Annotated in this window: 14 protein-coding genes; 5 read left to right on the forward strand and 9 right to left on the reverse strand. The window is 65.6% G+C overall.

What is annotated here, in order from left to right:
• Nucleotides 1–166 precede the first annotated feature (166 nt).
• Nucleotides 167–652: a cupin domain-containing protein gene (locus ACTIFK_RS13285; protein ID WP_439543552.1), complete on the reverse strand. Its 486-nt coding sequence runs from the start codon at nucleotides 650–652 to the stop codon at nucleotides 167–169.
• A gap of 83 nt (nucleotides 653–735) precedes the next feature.
• Between ACTIFK_RS13285 and ggt the strand changes: the two genes are divergently transcribed.
• Genes ggt through ubiE form a run of 3 tightly spaced genes read left to right on the forward strand, consistent with a single transcriptional unit; the run spans nucleotide 736 to nucleotide 4,378 of the window.
• The gene (ggt, locus tag ACTIFK_RS13290) at nucleotides 736–2,541 is read left to right on the forward strand and encodes a gamma-glutamyltransferase (protein WP_439543572.1); all 1,806 of its coding nucleotides are present in this window, start codon (nucleotides 736–738) and stop codon (nucleotides 2,539–2,541) included.
• Complete coding sequence (locus ACTIFK_RS13295; RefSeq protein ID WP_439543553.1) at nucleotides 2,531–3,553, forward strand: FAD-dependent oxidoreductase; 1,023 nt, start codon at nucleotides 2,531–2,533, stop codon at nucleotides 3,551–3,553. Before ggt ends, ACTIFK_RS13295 begins: the two co-directional genes overlap by 11 nt.
• 42 nt (nucleotides 3,554–3,595) lie before the next feature.
• Nucleotides 3,596–4,378: a bifunctional demethylmenaquinone methyltransferase/2-methoxy-6-polyprenyl-1,4-benzoquinol methylase UbiE gene (ubiE, locus tag ACTIFK_RS13300; protein WP_439543554.1), complete on the forward strand. Its 783-nt coding sequence runs from the start codon at nucleotides 3,596–3,598 to the stop codon at nucleotides 4,376–4,378.
• 13 nt (nucleotides 4,379–4,391) lie between these two features.
• Here ubiE and ACTIFK_RS13305 read toward each other — a convergent pair whose 3' ends face one another.
• The 3 genes from ACTIFK_RS13305 to ACTIFK_RS13315 form a co-directional block, all read right to left on the reverse strand.
• Complete coding sequence (locus ACTIFK_RS13305) at nucleotides 4,392–6,047, reverse strand: hypothetical protein (protein WP_439543555.1); 1,656 nt, start codon at nucleotides 6,045–6,047, stop codon at nucleotides 4,392–4,394.
• A 71-nt stretch (nucleotides 6,048–6,118) separates the two neighbouring features.
• Nucleotides 6,119–6,244 carry a hypothetical protein gene (locus ACTIFK_RS13310; protein ID WP_439543556.1) on the reverse strand — a complete coding sequence of 42 codons (126 nt, stop codon included), beginning with the start codon at nucleotides 6,242–6,244 and terminating at the stop codon, nucleotides 6,119–6,121.
• A gap of 2 nt (nucleotides 6,245–6,246) precedes the next feature.
• Nucleotides 6,247–8,316, reverse strand: a complete 2,070-nt coding sequence (locus ACTIFK_RS13315; protein ID WP_439543557.1) for an OmpA family protein — start codon at nucleotides 8,314–8,316, stop codon at nucleotides 6,247–6,249.
• 397 nt (nucleotides 8,317–8,713) lie between these two features.
• On the opposite strand from ACTIFK_RS13315, the gene ACTIFK_RS13320 reads away from it, so the two are divergent.
• The gene (locus ACTIFK_RS13320) at nucleotides 8,714–9,412 is read left to right on the forward strand and encodes a response regulator (protein ID WP_439543558.1); all 699 of its coding nucleotides are present in this window, start codon (nucleotides 8,714–8,716) and stop codon (nucleotides 9,410–9,412) included.
• Between the two features lie 3 nt (nucleotides 9,413–9,415).
• On the opposite strand, the gene ACTIFK_RS13325 is transcribed toward ACTIFK_RS13320, so the two are convergent.
• Together ACTIFK_RS13325 and ACTIFK_RS13330 are read right to left on the reverse strand one after the other, a co-directional pair.
• Nucleotides 9,416–10,819: a hybrid sensor histidine kinase/response regulator gene (locus ACTIFK_RS13325; protein WP_439543559.1), complete on the reverse strand. Its 1,404-nt coding sequence runs from the start codon at nucleotides 10,817–10,819 to the stop codon at nucleotides 9,416–9,418.
• The gene (locus tag ACTIFK_RS13330; protein WP_439543560.1) at nucleotides 10,816–11,982 is read right to left on the reverse strand and encodes an FIST N-terminal domain-containing protein; all 1,167 of its coding nucleotides are present in this window, start codon (nucleotides 11,980–11,982) and stop codon (nucleotides 10,816–10,818) included. The genes ACTIFK_RS13325 and ACTIFK_RS13330 overlap by 4 nt, the downstream gene beginning before the upstream one ends.
• 416 nt (nucleotides 11,983–12,398) lie before the next feature.
• Here ACTIFK_RS13330 and ppk2 point away from each other — a divergent pair, with 416 nt between their 5' ends.
• On the forward strand, nucleotides 12,399–13,301 hold the full coding sequence (gene ppk2 / locus ACTIFK_RS13335) for a polyphosphate kinase 2 (RefSeq protein ID WP_439543561.1): 903 nt from the start codon (nucleotides 12,399–12,401) through the stop codon (nucleotides 13,299–13,301).
• Between the two features lie 82 nt (nucleotides 13,302–13,383).
• Here ppk2 and ACTIFK_RS13340 read toward each other — a convergent pair whose 3' ends face one another.
• The 3 genes from ACTIFK_RS13340 to ACTIFK_RS13350 form a co-directional block, all read right to left on the reverse strand.
• Nucleotides 13,384–15,750: a molybdopterin cofactor-binding domain-containing protein gene (locus ACTIFK_RS13340; protein WP_439543562.1), complete on the reverse strand. Its 2,367-nt coding sequence runs from the start codon at nucleotides 15,748–15,750 to the stop codon at nucleotides 13,384–13,386.
• 2 nt (nucleotides 15,751–15,752) lie between these two features.
• The gene (locus tag ACTIFK_RS13345) at nucleotides 15,753–16,205 is read right to left on the reverse strand and encodes a (2Fe-2S)-binding protein (protein ID WP_439543563.1); all 453 of its coding nucleotides are present in this window, start codon (nucleotides 16,203–16,205) and stop codon (nucleotides 15,753–15,755) included.
• 311 nt (nucleotides 16,206–16,516) lie between these two features.
• Nucleotides 16,517–16,837: hypothetical protein (locus tag ACTIFK_RS13350; RefSeq protein WP_439543564.1), on the reverse strand; the 321-nt coding region annotated here is incomplete at its 5' end.

Below are 16,837 nucleotides of genomic sequence, written 5' to 3' on the forward strand. Positions count from 1 at the left end.
CCGTTGCATCATGCGTACCGGCAAGAGCCGCGGATTTCCCTCATCCGGCGTGCTCCGCCAGAGAATTTCAGAACTGCCCTTCGGCGCCGTCCGCGTTCGTGTGCGTATCAATATTGGTCTGGCCCAACGGCCGGAATGGTGCCCCCGCCGTTCCGGCCGTATTTTTTTACGGCTTGCCGGGAGCGGCGACCGGCGTACTCGGTGGCAGCCCCTCCGCGCCGATGAACACGGCCAGGATTCGCATCGGCACTGTCCCGTTGTTACGCCCGTTGTGCGCGAACCCGATGGCTTCCAGCATGGCCTCGCCCGTGCGGTAGACGTGCACGCCCTTGTCGCCATAGTCGACGTCGAGCGTACCCTCCAGCACATAGCCGACGACCGGGCCGGCGTGCGTGTGCCAGCCGGTCGCCTGTCCCGGAGCCAGCGTCACGACGGCCGCCGTGACCTTCCCTTTGCCCGCCGGGTAGATGATCGGTTCTCCGATCACGGTCTCGCTGGAGGCGAGCAGCGGCGCCGCTGGCACGGCCCGAATCGACGGCGCATCGATCGACGGCACATCGGGAGTGCCAGCAAACAGCAGAAAGCTGCCGGCTGCTCCGGCCGCCATCCCGGCGGCCAATGGCAGGAGCGAACGACGGAGGTGTTCAATCATGGGCTGGCCTCTATAACCGTAACCGTGTGCAGGGCCCCGGCTCCTGTCGGACGTTCGGGGCGCGAAGGAGAGCTGACGTGATCATGCCCGAGATTCGCGTGCCGGCGTGCCGCTTGAGGACCACGCTGCGGCGAGCCGCGATCTGGTGTGCCCTCGCGCTCGCAAGCGCGAGCCTCTCCGTTTACGGCGCACACGCCGAACAGCCTGCCCTGCGGCAGCTTCAGCCGGAGGCCGACACCGGCCAGTCGGACAAGAGCTTGGCGATCGGCAAGACGTTCATGGTTTCGAGCGCCAACGCACTGGCGTCCGAAGCCGGGCGCGAAATTCTGCGCAGCGGAGGATCGGCCGTCGACGCCGCCATCGCCATCCAGCTCGTCCTCGGGCTCGTCGAGCCCCAATCGTCAGGGCTCGGCGGCGGCGCGTTTCTTTTGCACTGGGACCAGGCGGCCAAGTCTCTCAAGACATACGACGGGCGCGAGACCGCCCCGGCCGCGGCGCGTCCCGACCGCTTTCTGAAGGACGGCCGCCCCATCGGTTTCGAGACGGCCGTCCATTCCGGTCTCAGCATCGGCACGCCCGGTCTCGTCCGGCTGCTGGAACACGCCCACAAGGCGCACGGGAAACTCCCCTGGGCGGATCTGTTCGCGCCTGCCATCCGCATCGCCCGCGAGGGCTTCCCGATTTCGAACCGGCTCTATTTCCTGTTGCGCTGGTTCGGGCCAACCGGCTTGTCCGCCGAAGCGAAGGGTTACTTTTTCGATGGCAACGGCAGCCCCTTCCCCATTGGCCAGATCCTGAAGAATCCCGCTTATGCCGCGACGCTTGAGGCCATCGTCAAGGATGGCGCCGCCGCTTTCTATGCGGGCCCGGTTGCCGAAGCGGTCGTCGCCGCAGCCCGCAATGCTCCGAACGCGGCTGGCGATCTCGCAGCCTCCGATCTCGCCGCCTACAAGGTCATCGAGCGCCCGCCGGTCTGTGTGCCGTACCGGTCTTATCGCATTTGCGGCATCGGCCCGCCGTCGTCCGGCGGCATCGCCGTCGCGCAGATCCTGAAGCTGATCGAACGCTTCGACCCCGGCCGCGGCCCGGATGACGCGATGAATACCGCGGCCCTGCATCTCGTCACCGAAGCCGAGCGTCTGGCCTACGCCGACCGCAACCGCTACATCGCCGATCCGAATTTCGTGTCCGTTCCCGCCGGGCTGCTCGACGACGGCTATCTCGCCTCGCGCAGCGCCCTCATCGACCCGGCCAAGGCCATGCCGAGCGCCGAGCCGGGCACGCCGCCCGGCATCGACAAGCGCGCCTTCGGCATCGACGCGACACTTGAGCGAGCCGGCACGAGCCACATCTCGGTGGTCGACGCGCAAGGCAATGCCGTGGCCATGACCACGACAATCGAGGGCGCATTCGGGTCGGGAATGTTCGCGGCCGGCTTCCTGCTCAACAACGAGCTCACCGATTTCTCGTTCACCCCCACCGACGCGGCAGGCAATGCCATCGCCAACCGCGTCGAAGGCGGCAAGCGGCCGCGCAGCAGCATGGCGCCCATTCTCGTCTTCGATGACAAGGGTGAGATCTTCGCCTCGCTCGGCTCGCCAGGCGGAGGCCGCATCATCCTCTATGTCGTCAAAACGCTCGTCGCCCTGATCGACTGGAAGCTCGACACCCAGGCGGCGATCGATCTCCCGAATTTTGGCTCGACCGGCGACACCCTCGAATTGGAAATCGGCTGGTCCACCATCTGGAAGGCGCTGGCGCTCAAGGGCTACGGTCACGACATTTCACCGGGGCTCATGAACTCGGGCGTCCACGCCGTCGTCCGCCGCAACGGACACCTCGAAGGCGGCGCAGATCCGCGGCGCGAAGGGGCGGCTCTTGGCGACTGAGCACCGACATGAGAACGGCGCCCGTCCGGTTACCGTCGTCGGCGCCGGCATCCTGGGACTGTGGCAGGCCCTCGTCCTCGCCCGTGCCGGACATTCCGTGCGCCTGCTCGACGCCAGCGCCAAACCTTTTGCCGAAAGCGCCAGCCGTCTCGCCGGCGCCATGCTCGCCCCCGGATGCGAGAGCGACGGCGCACCGGAAATCCGCAGCTTCGGCGAGCAGGGACTAGCCCACTGGCGTGCGATCTATCCACGCCTCGTCAATGCCGGCAGCCTGGTCGTTGCCGCGCCGCGCGATCAGGCGGAGGCCACCCGCTTCGCCCGCGCCACCGCGCCGCCCGAAACGCTCGATGCCGAGGGCGTCGCCGTCCTTGAGCCCGCTCTGGCCGGCCGCTTCGGCACGGCCTTCTATTTCCCCGACGAAGCCCACATGGCCACGCCCGATGCGATGGCCTTCCTGCTCGACGCCGCAAGCGCGGCCGGAGCGGACATCGCGCTCGGCGAGCGGTGGGACAGCAATGCCTCGACGCCCGGCATCGTCATCGATTGCCGGGGATTCGCCGCAAAAGATCGCTTGCCGGACCTGCGCGGCGTGCGCGGCGAGCGGGTGCTGATCCGCACCGCCGAATTGCATCTCGCCCGGCCCGTTCGCCTGCTCCATCCGCGCCATCCGCTCTACGTCGTGCCCTGGGGCGACGACCGCTTCCTGGTCGGCGCGACCGTGCTCGAGAGCGAGGACGCGGGGCCAATCAGCGTCCGCTCGGCGCTTGAGCTGCTCGGCGCGGCCTATGCGCTTCATCCCGCGTTCGGCGAAGCCGAAATCCTGGAGACGGGCGCGGGCATCCGCCCCGCATTTCCCGACAATCTTCCGCGCGTCGAGATCCGCAACGACGGCCGGCAGATCTTGGTGAATGGCGCCTACCGCCATGGCTTTCTCTTAGCGCCCGTTCTGGCGCACGCGGTGGCCGGCTATCTCGCGAACCAAACGCCGCATCCCCTCGTCCGGCTTTCCTGAGGGCTTGGCGCGCAAGGCCCATTCCGACTAAGGTCGCCCTCGATGACAAACCCTGCCCAGACGCCGCCCGATCCCAGCACCGAAACGAGCTTCGGTTTCCGCACCGTGGCCGAGAACGAGCGCCAAGGCCTCGTCAACCAGGTCTTCTCGTCGGTCGCTTCCCGCTATGACCTGATGAACGACTTGATGTCGGGCGGCCTGCACCGGCTCTGGAAGGCCGAGTTCGTCAACCTGATCGGTGCCCCGCGCAACGAACAGCCGTTCAAGCTGCTGGACGTCGCGGGCGGCACCGGCGACATCGCCATCCGCTACGCGAAAAGCTCTGGCCCGAACGCCACCGCCGTGTTGGCCGATATCTCGACCGAGATGCTGGAGGAAGGCCGCCGGAAGGTCGCCGCGCAGGGTCTGAGCCCGCGCATCACGATCACCCAGGGCAACGCCGAAGCGCTGCCATTCCCGGACCGCACCTTCGACGTCTACACGATCGCCTTCGGCATCCGCAACGTCACGCACATCGATCAGGCGCTGCGCGAAGCGTTCCGCGTCCTCAAGATCGGCGGACGTTTCCTCTGCCTCGAATTCTCGGAATGCCAAGTGCCGCTGCTCGACCGGCTCTACGATTTCCACTCGTTCGAGATCATTCCGCGCCTGGGAGAGCTGGCGGCGGGATCGGCGGAGCCTTACCGCTATCTCGTCGAAAGCATCCGCCGCTTCCCCAAACAGGAAGCGTTCGCCACCATGATCCGCGAAGCGGGCTTCGAGCGTGTCTCGGTGCGCAACCTCACGGGCGGCGTCGCCGCCATCCACTCCGGCTGGAAGATCTAGAGCGAGAAGGCGCCTACGCCTCGCCTCTGTCCACCCGCCGCGAGAATTCAGTCTGCCCGCCGGACGCAAGAATGCGCGCCTGCTCGATCCAGTTCTCGCGCTCGATGCGGCCCTTGAAATCCAACAGCTGGCTGATCCGGTCGATGTCCGCGCCGGTCCAGTTCGCGACCTGCTCATAGCCGGTGATGCCGAGCGAATTGAGCTTCTTCTCGATCAGCACGCCGATCCCGCGAATGCGCTTGAGATCGTTGACTTCGCCGGAGTTCACCCCCGCCGGTCCGCCCCGGAACGCTTCCGACTTGACCGAACGCAGCCCGGTTAGGCTCTCGCGGCCGGGCGCTCCGTCGCTGGTCGAGGATCGCGGCTCGATGGTGATGATCGAGGTTCGCGTGACGGCGGCTACGGGCTGCACGGGAGCAGCGACGGCCGGCTCGTCCTTCGGCGGCAGCCCCAGGTGCGAGGAAACGTCGCCAACTGGAGGCGGGACCTCGACCGCAGGCTCCGGATCGGGCTCCCCGCGTTCGGCCCGAGTAAGGAACATGGCCTGTTCGACCCAGCCTTCGCGCAGAATCCTTCCCGCATCGATGCCGAGCAGCGCTTCATACGACGCGCCGTCCGCGTCGCTCCACGCTGCGATATGTGACAGCCGCGTCACGCCGTTGGCGTAAAGCAGCCCCTCCGATTTTGGATCGATCCCGATGACGCGATGCAGCCGCTCGCCGTCGACGGGAACGGCGATGTCCACGAACTCGGCCCGCGACCGCAAGACATTCGTGTCCCCGCCCCCCGCGAGAATTTCCGCCTGCTCGATCCAGTTCTCGTCTTCGATACGGCCCCGGAAGCCGAGCGTCTGGCTGACGCCGCGCACATCGTCCGGCGTCCAGGCCGCAATCGCCGCGAACGTATGGATTCCATACCGGTGCAGGCGCTCTTTGAGGTCGGCATCGATGGAGCGGATCCGCGTGAGATCGTCGATCGGCTCGCGGCTCGCGAGCGCCGAAGCGCCGAGGGCGGCCGGAGGAACCGGCGTGCCGAAATGCGAGTCATCCGTCGCGCCCGCATCTGGCTCTTGGACAGCGGCGGCGCTCGCGGCTTCGGCTTGCGCCGCGCGCTCCGCGTCGTCTTCGTCGGCCTTGGCTTTCGCGGCTGCTGCGGCCGCAGCTGCGACGGCGGCCGCGACTGCGATTTCCGTATAGGTCCGCCCTGCGACTCCCTTGAACGCGTTGTCAGCCGGAACATCTTCCACGGGAGCCGGAGCTTCCACAGGCGGCGGAGGCGGTGCAGCCGCCTGCGCGGGTTCGATCGGCGGCGGAGCGGAAACGGCAGCGGACGCGGCAGGCGGAGCCTCGGCAGCAGGCGCCGGCTCGAAGGCTGCCGGACGCGGCGGAGGTTGCACCTCGACGACAGGCCCGCTGTTCGGTCCCTGGAACACCGGCGGCACGTCGGGTCCCTGCCCAGCAAGCGCGCGGCCGAACCGGTCAGTCGCGAGCGGCGCGGCTGCGACGGCGGCCGGAGCCGCGTCACCCATCAACCCCGGCGATGAAGCCGGAACCTGAACAGCTTCTTCGCGACCGCCGGAGAAGGCTCGGCGCACAAGGCAGGCGAGCGATGCGCCGAGCAAAAATGCGCCCAGCAGCAACAAGAACGTCTGCACCAACAAAAACGTCATTCGCCCAACTCCCCTCCCAAGGCCGCACCGGCGAGCATGTCCGGCAAAGCAGAGATGCCCCGACTACCGGCTCAGTCCTTGACTCGTCCGCAACTGATCCACCCGACGACGACGCCAATGGCGAAGGCGGCAGCCAGATACCAGAACAACTTCACGAACAGGTATTCCATCGCGCCGTCCCCAATCTCGATCCCCACGTCTAGTCCGTATAGGCCCTGAACTCGATGCGCCTGTTGCGCGCCATGCCCTCGGGTGTGCCGTTATCGGCGACGGGGCGTTCGGCCCCGAAGCCGACGGCCGACAGCCGGTCTGCTGAAACTCCCGCGTACTCGAGGCTCCTCACCACAGCGCGCGCGCGACGGTCCGAAAGGCGCTGATTGCGGTCTGGCTCGCCCTCGTTGTCGGTGTGTCCCGCCACCTCGACCCGCACACCCGGGCACGACTTGATGATCTCGGCAAGCTTCGCGATCGTCAGCGAACTCTTCGGATCGATGTCGGCTTTGGCGCGCTCGAATAGGATCACGCCCTGCTGGGCAGCCGTGCCGAGCCGCTGTTCGCAGACGCGCGTCTCGTCGGTGGTCTTGCGAGACTTTCGCGCTTCTTCTGCTGCGTCCACGGTCTTGCGCACGTCGGCTGCGGCTTTCGCCTTGGCGTCTGCATCGGCCTTGACCTTGGCGTCGGCAATTGCTTTCGCCTTCGCTTCGGCTGCGGCCTTTGCTTCGACTGCGGTCTTTTCGTCGGCTGCGGCTTTTGCTTTGGCGTCTGCATCGGCCTTAGCCTTGGCGTCGGCCGCGACCTTTGCGTTCGCTGCGGTCTTCGCCTCGGCGGCGGCTTTCGCCTTGGCGTCTGCGTCGGACTTGACCTTGGCGTCGGCAATTGCTTTCGCCTTCGCCTCGGCTTCGGCCTTTGCTTCGGCTGCGGTCTTTTCGTCGGCTGCGGCTTTTGCCGCAGCGTCAGCATCGGACTTAACCTTGGCGTCGGCCGCGGCCTTTGCCGCCGCTGCGGTCTTTGCCTCGGTTGCGGCGTGCGCCTTGGCGTCCGCATCGGCCTTGACCTTGGCGTCGGCAATTGCTTTCGCCTTCGCTTCGGCTTCGGTTTTAGCTTGTTCCGCAGCAGCCCAATCGGCGTCTTGCTTGGCCTTCGCGGCAGCTGCCGCGGCGTCCTCGCGCGCCTTGCGCTCGGCGGCGGCGACCTCCTCCATGTACGCTCTGCGGGAGGTTTCTATTTCCTGCTCGGTACGACGCCGGGCAGCCTCCGCGTCGGCCCGCGCTTCGGCGGCCATGTCGGCCTCCTGCTTGGCCTTTTGGGCCGCGGCCGCTTCGGCGTCCTGGTGTGCCCGGCGCGCGGCTTCGTCCTGCTCGGACGTCACCGCGGTGCGCTCGCGCTCGGCCTGCTGTTTCGCGCCCTGCTGCTCGGCCTCGGCAGACAAGCGGGATTTACGCTCGGCTGCGGCGACCTCGTCCATGTACGCCTTACGCGATACCTCCGCTTCCCGCTCAGCGACAGCGCGCGCGTCCGCGGCTCGAGCCTTCTCTGACTCTTCTTCCGCCGCTTGCGCCGCAACTGCTTCGGCGGCACGCGTCTCTTCGGTCTCCGCGGCGGCGCGGGCCTCGGCAGCCTTCTCGGCCTCTCGTTTGGCCGCCTGCGCCGCAACCGCTTCGGCATTTTGCGCGGCCTGGGCCTTAGCGGCCTGCTCGGCGGCGAGCGCCGCAGCCTTCGCGTCAGCCTCGCGCTTGGCCTTTTGTGCCTGTTCGATTTCGGCCTGTTCCGCCTGCCCGCGGCGCGCAGCCTCGGCGTCCGCGTGCGCCTTGCGGGCCGCTTCTGCGTCTTCTTCCTGCTGCGCCTTCAGCACGGCGGACGCTTCCGGCTGGCGCGCCTTGAGCGCGGCTGCGGCAGCGGCTTCGTCCTGCTTCTTCTGCTTTTCCGCGTGACGCGCGAAGCCGGGATCCGTCGCCGGACCCACCGCCACCGGCAACCGCTGGGAACCCGCCAGATCGGTCTTCAATTGAACTGTCCGCACACCCCACACGGCGCGCACGGCGTCGAGCGCAGCCTTCGGCTCGCCATCCTTCTTGGCGCGTCCCGTGATGACGGCCTCGCGTCCGATGACGTTGACCTTGGCCCAAGACTGGCCGGCCGCGACGAGCGCCGCCTGGGCCCGTTCGGTGAGATCCGCCTCGACGTTGGGACGCTCACGATGGAAGGTCGCCCAGCTCAGCATCGCGATAGGAATAAGACCCCAGACCCATCGCGAAGGATTGCACTTCATTCAGCCCCAAGCTCCCTGACTTACGCGTACTTTCAAGCTCGCCGGAAGATATAGCTGCCCCCCCGGGCGGGCGGCAGTCCGGCCGCTCCACCTTCCGCGCGGCACTATAGACAAGGGTTCTGACGTTTCCAAGTTTGACCGAACACCGAGCGACAGGGCCTAACCCGCTCAAATTGCTAATGGCTCGCCCGGCGGCTCCTGGCGCCCGATTAAGCATCTTCCCGGCCCCGCGAGCGCGGCCTAGCACGATGGTCCAGAATATCCTTTTGCGCTTGCCAAAGACCAGTCACGCGGGACATCTAGATGCCTACGAAGCGTTCAGATGGGCGTCGGACGTGCTTGTTTTTGAAGCCATTGCGGCGGACTGCGACGCCATCCCCCACGGAGGATACACGCCATGACGGTCAGATTTTTGATCGTCGACGATCATCCTCTCTTTCGTGAAGCCCTCCAGCTCGCCATCCAGCAGGGCTACCAGGAGGCTGAAATCGTCGAGGCCTCCTCCATTGCCGCCGCCCAGCAGGCGCTGGCCAGCGAACAGGCGTTCGACCTCGTATTGCTCGACCTGTCGATGCCGGGCACCCGTGGCTTCGATGGATTGATCGAACTCCGCGCCGCCCGCCCCAAGCAACCGATCCTGGTCGTCTCGGCCCACGAAGACCCCCGTATCGTGCATGAGGCGATGAGCTGCGGCGCCGCCGGCTACATCTCGAAATCGGTCAAGAAACGCGATCTCTCCGAAGCCATCCAGGATGTCATGGCCGGGCTGGTCGTGCTGCCGAAAGGCTACGTGCCGCCCCCCGCTGACGGCGGCACGGCCCGCGAGCCCGATCTCGCCGCGCGCGTCGCCTCGTTGACGCGCCAGCAGCTGCGCGTGCTCAACATGGTCCGGCAAGGCATGCTGAACAAGCAGATCGCCCACGAACTCGGCGTCGGCGAGACGACCATCAAGGCGCATGTCTCCGAGATCATGCGAAAGCTGAACGTGGTTTCGCGCACCCAGGCTGTCATCGAGGTGACGAAGCTCGACTACGACTCCATCCTGGCCAATGCCGCTTTGCGGGAACCCGAGAAAGACGCGCAGTCGAGATCGTGACGCCTACCGCACGAGATGCGTCACCAGCGCCCTGAGTTCGGCAGGCTTCACCGGCTTGCGCAGGATCTCGCATCCGGCGGCGGTCACCGTGCCCGCGACATCCGACGAATGGTCGGCCGTGATCACGACGGCCGGGATCGGGATCGTCCGGCCTGCCCGCAGGGCCGCCACCGCCGACAGCCCGCAATCGCCGTTGTCGAGATGGAAGTCCGCCAGGATGATGTCCGGATAAAACCCAGGCTCGTCAGCGATGAGACGGTCGGCGGCGGCCAATCCGTCCAGCAACCGCGCATTGCAGCCCCAACGCTCGAGCAGCGCGCGCATGGCATCGCGGACCGCCGCATCGTTGTCGATCACCACGACCTTGATCGCCGCGAGGCCATAGGCGAGCGCGGCCGATTTGGCGGGCGGGCGCGTGAAGGCCGGATGCGAGACCTCGCCGTCCGATATCGGCACGTTGACGGAAAACCGCGTTCCCTTGCCGACCTCGGAGCACAGCTCGATCCGGTGCCCCAGCGTCTCGCCCATGCGGGCGATAATGGCGAGCCCGATGCCGAACCCGCCGCCGAGCGAACGCTGGCCCGCGGCGCCGCGATGGAACTCCTCGAAGATCTTCGTCTGCTCGGAGGCGGAGATGCCCGGCCCCGTATCCCAGACGTCGATACGCAGGTGATCGCCCCGCCGCCGGCTGGCCAGCAAGACGCGCCCGCACTCCGTATATTGGACCGCGTTGGCGAGCAGGTTTTGCAGGATCCGCCGCAGCATCAGCGGATCTGAAAACACGATCGCATCGCGCGCGCGCATCGACAGCTCGAGCCCCTTGGCGCGTGCGATCGGCATGATGTCGACGAGCACGGACCGGAACAGGTCGAGCGTATCGATGGGTTGGAACGATGGCTTCAGCGCCCCGGATTCGAGTTTCGACAGATCGAGGATCGTCCGCAGCAGCTCCTCGATCGTCGAGAGCGCGTGGTCCACCTGACCGATCAAGCGTTGATGCGCCTGATTGTCGTGGATTTCCGCCAGCGCCGACAGCGAAAGGCGGGCGGCATGCAACGGCTGCAGCAGATCGTGGCCGACGGCCGTGAAGAAGCCTGTCTTGAAGCGATTGGCCCGCTCGGCGCCGTCGCGCGCCGACGTCAGTTGCTCGTTGGTGCGTTCCAGGCGGTTGAGCGCGGCCTTCAATTCGTCGGTTCGCGCGCGCACCTGGGTTTCGAGCCCGATGGCGGTCTGAAACATGGAATAGGCGTTCGCCTGATAGTCCATCGACCGCTCGACGCGCTGCATCAGCGCGGCGTTGATCTTGGCCAGTTTGGTATTGCGCCGTTCGAGATCCTCGAGTGCATCCGCGCGCGACGAACCCTTGAGTTGACCGACGGGTTGATCGATGGGTTGATCGATGGTCAACGCACGCCTCGCCGAGGCCCGAACGCGACACCTGTCAGCGTCTGGTTGAGATGCATGGCGTTGTGCTGCTCACCATAGGTGTGGAAGCCGACCACGCCGTAACTCTTGTAGAGGTCTTCCATCTGCCGCCGGACCTGCCGGTTCTCCGCGTCGAGACGCCTCAATACGCAATCGAAGCCGAGCACGAGATCGATGCCTCCGAGCGCACTGTCGAGCTCCTCCAGCACGCGCTCTGTGGAGCTCAGCATATCCTTGGGCCGAGCCACCGTGAAGACGAGACCTTCGTCGATAGCGCAGAAGAACGACAGGCTACCGTCCGGGTTCATGTTGCGGATGGACCGGCAGTAGTAGTCCCCGCCGACTTTGACCACCAAGGGGTAGGAGGCGAAGCTGAACGGCCCGAGATCGTCGGGCATCAACCCGATGGCGGAGGCATATTCCCGCGCCGCCGGCTCCGCGTTGAGCTCGTGCACGGTGCGGTTCGAGGTGTTTGCCGACGTGACCACGAGCTTGATCTGGGTCGGCTCGAAATTCGACGTCTTGAAGGTCCGGAACGGAAAGTCGCTCTCGATCATGATGAGCACGGCCGCCCGGCCGAGCGCGCGGCCTTCGTGAATAATCGACGTGCGCGTGAAGGCCAGCCCGTCGCCCGCCGATCCGCCAACCAGTGGCATATCGCCGAATGCCCAATGCACCGCGGCCACCAGCGCTTCTTCCCCGTTGCAGAGGCCGTCGACCAGCAGCACGCCGAACACGCGGTCGGAAGGCTTTCCGTCGGCGCCGTACCCCATTTGCGCTTTCAGATGCGTAACGATCTCGCTCGATCGTTCCACGCCGAATGCGGCCACGTCCTCGATGACGCCCGTTTGGATGCGGAAGCCTTCGCGCGGAAAGGCGAGCACCACCACTCCGTGCTCGAACAGCCCGTCCGGACTGATCCCGCCGGCGGTCGAGCAACCGGTGATCGCAACATTGGGAAACGCTTGAGCGAGGCCGGCTGCCATCGCCTCCGCGTCGTAGTCGATCGAGAAAAACGCCACGATGTGCTGGAAGTCACCCGTAAGAGCGCCCTTCAAATCCTGGATCGCGTCTCGAACCACCGGAGAACGGCTGCTCGCGACGCCGATTCCACATGAGTCTGCGGCAGCCGAAGTGCGCCCCATGCATCTGTCTCCCCATCGCCCATCTTGATGTGCCGACGGCACGCGCGGGCGCATTATTCAATGTCTTGGCGCAACGCTGCCACAGCTGTCCGACAGCCGCAAACGATCTCGCACGGCTTAGATAAATCTCACTGATTTCATTGGACCCGCGCGAAGAGCGACAGGGACCGGCGGCACTGTCAGGTTCCTGTCACCAACCGTTTGTCGACGTGTCGCAGACCGCTGCTAGCCCCGGCGATCCTGATCGGCCAGTTCGGCGTGATCATTTACGCGCGCAACCTCGCCTTCATCCGGCGTGAACAGAGCGAGCCGGCCGCTGTCATCAACCCGTCACAACGCGCGCTGAATCATGCACGGCCTTAAGCCGGCGGTTTCGATCCGCTGGTCGCGTAGAAAACCACGGAGCAGCCTGCCCCATGACGAACAAGAATGAGCTGTCACAGAAAATAAAGGAAGAATTCCTCGACAGCTTCGACGAGGAGCTTGAACTCGAGCTCGAAGACGAACGCCTCTCGGACGATGCGGATGGCGGCTCCGCCCTCGACCGCAAGCTCTACTTCAAAGAGCTGTTCCGCATGCAGCGCGAACTGGTCAAGCTGCAGGACTGGGTGGTCGATCAGAAGCTCAAGGTCGTCGTCATCTTCGAAGGCCGCGACGCGGCCGGCAAGGGCGGCGTCATCAAGCGCATTACGCAGCGGCTCAACCCGCGTGTCTGCCGCGTGGCAGCTCTCCCCGCGCCGAGCGAGCGCGAACGTACGCAATGGTACTTCCAGCGCTACGCCGCCCATCTTCCGGCTGCCGGGGAAATCGTGCTCTTCGACCGCAGCTGGTACAATCGCGCGGGCGTCGAACGCGTCATGGGCTTCTGCAACGACGCTGAGGTCGAGGAGTTCTTCCGCTCCGCGCCGGAATTCGAACGCATGCTGGTTCGCTCCGGCATCCTGCTCGTGAAATACTGGTTCTCGATCACCGATGAAGAGCAGAACTTCCGGTTCTCGATGCGCATCCACGATCCGCTGAAGCAATGGAAGCTCTCGCCGATGGACCTGGAGTCGCGCCGTCGCTGGGAAGCCTACACCAAGGCCAAGGAAGCGATGCTGGAGCGCACCCACATTCCCGAGGCGCCGTGGTGGGTCATCGAAGCGGTGGATAAGAAGCGCGCCAGGCTGAACTGCATCGGCCACTTGCTCGCGCAGATTCCCTACCGGGAAGTCGAGCGCTCTCTCATCGTGCTGCCCGAGCGGGTCAAGAACCCGGACTACATCCGCGGCCCCGTTCCGGACGCGATGTACGTCCCGGATCTCTATGGCGACGACTGAACCGCCACGCGGCTGAACCGACAAAAAAAAGCGCGCCGGACTGTCTGTCCGGCGCGCTTTTCTTTTCGAGATCGATGAAGGGTCAGGTGACCTTCTCGCCCATGGGCAGGTTACGCAAGCGCTTGCCCGTCGCCGCGAAGATCGCGTTGGCCAACGCCGGCGCGAACGGCGGCACGCCGGGCTCACCGATACCGCCGGTGTGCCAGGACGCATCCTGCGGCTCGACGATGATCGTCGTGACCTTCTTCGGGTAGTTGCCCATGGTCGCGATGGAGTAGTCGGAGAAGTTCGACTGTTCCACCGCGCCGTCCTTGAAGGTGATGCCGCTGTAGAGTGCGTTCGACATGCCCATCACCGCCGCGCCCTCGATCTGCGAGCGAATGCGTTCCGGATTGACGTAGAAGCCGCAATCGACCGCGGTCACGACCTCCGGCACGCGCACGGTGCCGTCTTCGTCGATGGCCACATGCACGACGCTCGCCACGTAGCTTGCGAAGGCGCGATGCGCCGCGATGCCGAGCGCTTGGCGCTCGGGCAGCTTCTTGCCCCAGCCGGACTTCTCGGCCGCAAGACGGATGACGTTCTTCAGCCGCACGGTGTCGATCGGGAACGACTCGTAAGGCTCGCCGTAGTTCCAGAAGTCCTCCGGGAACCCGCCCGCCTTGAGATCGATCTTCCGGTCCGGCCCGATCAGTTCGAGCAGGAAGTCCTTGGGATCGCGGCCGAGCTTGTGCGCCATCTCGCACACCGCCGACTGCACGGCGAACGCGCGCGGAACGTTCGACACCGAGCGATACCAGCCGATGCGCGTGTGCGTCTTCGCCTCGCCGTTCTCGCACCGGAGGTTCGGCACATCGAACGGCACGTCAACGAACCCCATCCCGTACTCGATCGGGAACTGGTAGCCGCTGTCGGGTGCAAACGTCGAAACGATCGACGGCGCCACCGTGCGGTGCCGCCAGCCCGTCACCTTGCCGGCCTCGTCGACCGCCATCTCGATGCGCTCTACGGACGTGGTGTGATAGAACGAATGACGCGTGTCGTCCTCGCGCGACCACTGTAGCATCACAGGCTCGCCGCCGAGCTTCTGCGAGAGCAGCGCGGCCTCGATCATGAAGTCCCACTTCGACTTCCGGCCGAAGCCGCCGCCGAGCAGCGTGACGTGCACGACCACGTCCTCGATCTTCATCTTGAGCGCTTCGGCGATGTCCTTGCGAGCCCCGTACGGGCTCTGCACGGGCGCCCAGACTTCGGCCTTGCCGTCCTTGATGCGCGCCGACGCCACCAGCGGCTCCATCGCCGCCTGTACGAGATGCGCCGCGTGATACTCCTCGCTGAACACCTGCTTGGCCTTGGCGAACGCCGCGTCCACATCGCCCTGGTTGCGGATCACCTTGCCCGGCTTGGCGGCCGTCGCCGACATCTCCTTGGTGTAGGCGGCGGAGTCATAGGTCGCATTGGGGCCGAGATCCCACTCGACCGTGATCGCGTCCCGGCCCAGCATCGCGGCCCACGTCGTGTTGGCCACGACGGCGAGGCCGCCGAGCTGCCCGAACTTGCGCGGGACGGTGTAGACGCCTTCGATTTCGACAACCTTCTCGACGCCCGGAATCTTGAGCGCCTCGGAGGCATCGTACGATTTGATCTTGGCGCCGAGAACGTCGGGCCGGATCATGGCAGCGAACTTCATGCCGGGCAGGCGGACGTCTGCCCCGTAGATCGCCTTACCCACCGTGATGTTGCGCAGATCGGCGATCTTGGTCTCGCCCTTACGCATCAACTTGAATTCTTCAGGCGTCTTGAACGTCAAAGTATCGATTGCTGGCGTCGGCAGCGCCATGGCGGCTTCCGCGAGGTCGCCGTAACCGATGCTGTCGCCCGTCTCCTTGCCCGCGCCGTCGAGCTTGACGACGGTGTGTGCCTTTGCCTTGCAGAGCTTGGCGTCCACGCCCCACTTGGCCGCCGCAGCCGCTTCAAGCATCTGGCGCATGGCTGCACCGCACTGGCGCATCGGCTGGATGAAATGGCGCATCGAGCGCGAGCCGTCGGTGTCCTGGTTGCCGTACTTGGGTTCGTCGCCCTCCGCCTGCGCCAGGCGCACGCGCGACCAGTCGGCTTCCATTTCATCGGCCACCACCATCGGCAGGCTGGTGCGAATGCCGGTGCCCATTTCCGCGCGATGCGTCACGATCGTCACATCGCCGCTCTTGTCGATGGCGATGAAGATGTGCGGATCGTTGACGGTCTTGTCGGACATGCCCTCCGCACCGGTCGGATAGGGCTTCAACGGCTCCCGCGCGACGGCAGGCGCAATTCTGACCGCGAGCACGAGCCCGGAAGCCAACAGGGCGCCACCCAGAATGTGCCGGCGGCTCACGTTTTCGATGATGGCCTGCGTGGAGGCTTTCGCCGCCCGGGCCTTCGCTTCGTTTTCGATGTAATGCAACATGATCAAACGCCTCCCGCCGCCAGCTTCACCGCTTCGTGGATGCGCTGATAACAGCCGCACCGGCAGAGATTGCCACTCATGCTCTCGACAATGTCCTCGTCCGAGGGCGCGCTGTTCTGCGCCAGCAGGGATGCGGCTTGCATGATCTGGCCGGCCTGGCAGAAGCCGCATTGCGGCACGCTCACCTGCCGCCAGGCCTTCTGCACGGCGTGGTCTCCATCCGCGCTCAAGCCCTCAATCGTCGTCACGGACTTTCCGTCCGCCATTTCGACGGTCGTTATGCAGGAGCGGACAGCCACGCCGTCCAGATGGATCGTGCACGCGCCGCACACACCCGCACCGCAACCGTACTTCGTGCCCGTCAATCCTGCGACGTCGCGCAGATACCAGAGCAGAGGCGTTCCGGGATCTCCGTCGATCGTCCGCTTTTCCCCGTTCACGGTGATGCTAGCCATGACTACTTGTTCTCCCGATTTCACGGCGGCGCATCGCGCCGCCAACTGCTCTTCGGATGGTCGCGGAATGAAAGGCTCTACCTTCTCCACGCAGCGGTCGCGCTGAAAGCGTGAGGCGTGCAATGCGCGCCCGAGAAGCGACCGGTCCAATCCGCATCGCGGCGACATAGGCCGTGCACGTGCTTCCGATCACGGCGCGGCCAATACAAATTAGTACCTCACATCAGGCGTTTGGAAAATATGTTCCTCGAAAATCAAGTTTTCAAGATCGTTATTCCTGAACCGACATAGCGCACGGAATTGCGCACTACTTACGGACTAATTTTTTCAACGTGGTCGGAACGACGAGCGTTCACGGCCCGCGCAGTCGACGGCGCAACCAAGCTCAGGGCACGGCGTTTCAGGTCGAGATCAACAAATGGAGTGGCGGCATGGGCAAAGCGTATCGACAGCCCCATCCGAATGAACCCGCCGACGCTGCCGAGGCCCGCGGACGCAAACCCCTCCATGAAGCTGCCGCCCTGCGCCACGGAGAGCGCTCCGCCGACGGCAGCGTGCGTGCCCGTGACGACGGCCCGCTCGGCAAATCCCTCGACGGACTTGCCAACGACGCCCTCAAGGACCCCGCCCGT

It is taken from the genome of Hyphomicrobium sp. (assembly GCF_051860585.1).
Classification (GTDB): domain Bacteria; phylum Pseudomonadota; class Alphaproteobacteria; order Rhizobiales; family Hyphomicrobiaceae; genus Hyphomicrobium_C.

Coding starts and splice junctions, on each gene's coding strand:
- ACTIFK_RS13285 (WP_439543552.1), bottom strand. CDS start 652: ATGATTGAACACCTCCGTCGTTCGCTCCTGCCATTGGCCGCCGGGATG.
- ggt (WP_439543572.1), top strand. CDS start 736: ATGCCCGAGATTCGCGTGCCGGCGTGCCGCTTGAGGACCACGCTGCGG.
- ubiE (WP_439543554.1), top strand. CDS start 3,596: ATGACAAACCCTGCCCAGACGCCGCCCGATCCCAGCACCGAAACGAGC.
- ACTIFK_RS13305 (WP_439543555.1), bottom strand. CDS start 6,047: ATGACGTTTTTGTTGGTGCAGACGTTCTTGTTGCTGCTGGGCGCATTT.
- ACTIFK_RS13315 (WP_439543557.1), bottom strand. CDS start 8,316: ATGAAGTGCAATCCTTCGCGATGGGTCTGGGGTCTTATTCCTATCGCG.
- ACTIFK_RS13320 (WP_439543558.1), top strand. CDS start 8,714: ATGACGGTCAGATTTTTGATCGTCGACGATCATCCTCTCTTTCGTGAA.
- ACTIFK_RS13330 (WP_439543560.1), bottom strand. CDS start 11,982: ATGGGGCGCACTTCGGCTGCCGCAGACTCATGTGGAATCGGCGTCGCG.
- ppk2 (WP_439543561.1), top strand. CDS start 12,399: ATGACGAACAAGAATGAGCTGTCACAGAAAATAAAGGAAGAATTCCTC.
- ACTIFK_RS13340 (WP_439543562.1), bottom strand. CDS start 15,750: ATGTTGCATTACATCGAAAACGAAGCGAAGGCCCGGGCGGCGAAAGCC.
- ACTIFK_RS13345 (WP_439543563.1), bottom strand. CDS start 16,205: ATGGCTAGCATCACCGTGAACGGGGAAAAGCGGACGATCGACGGAGAT.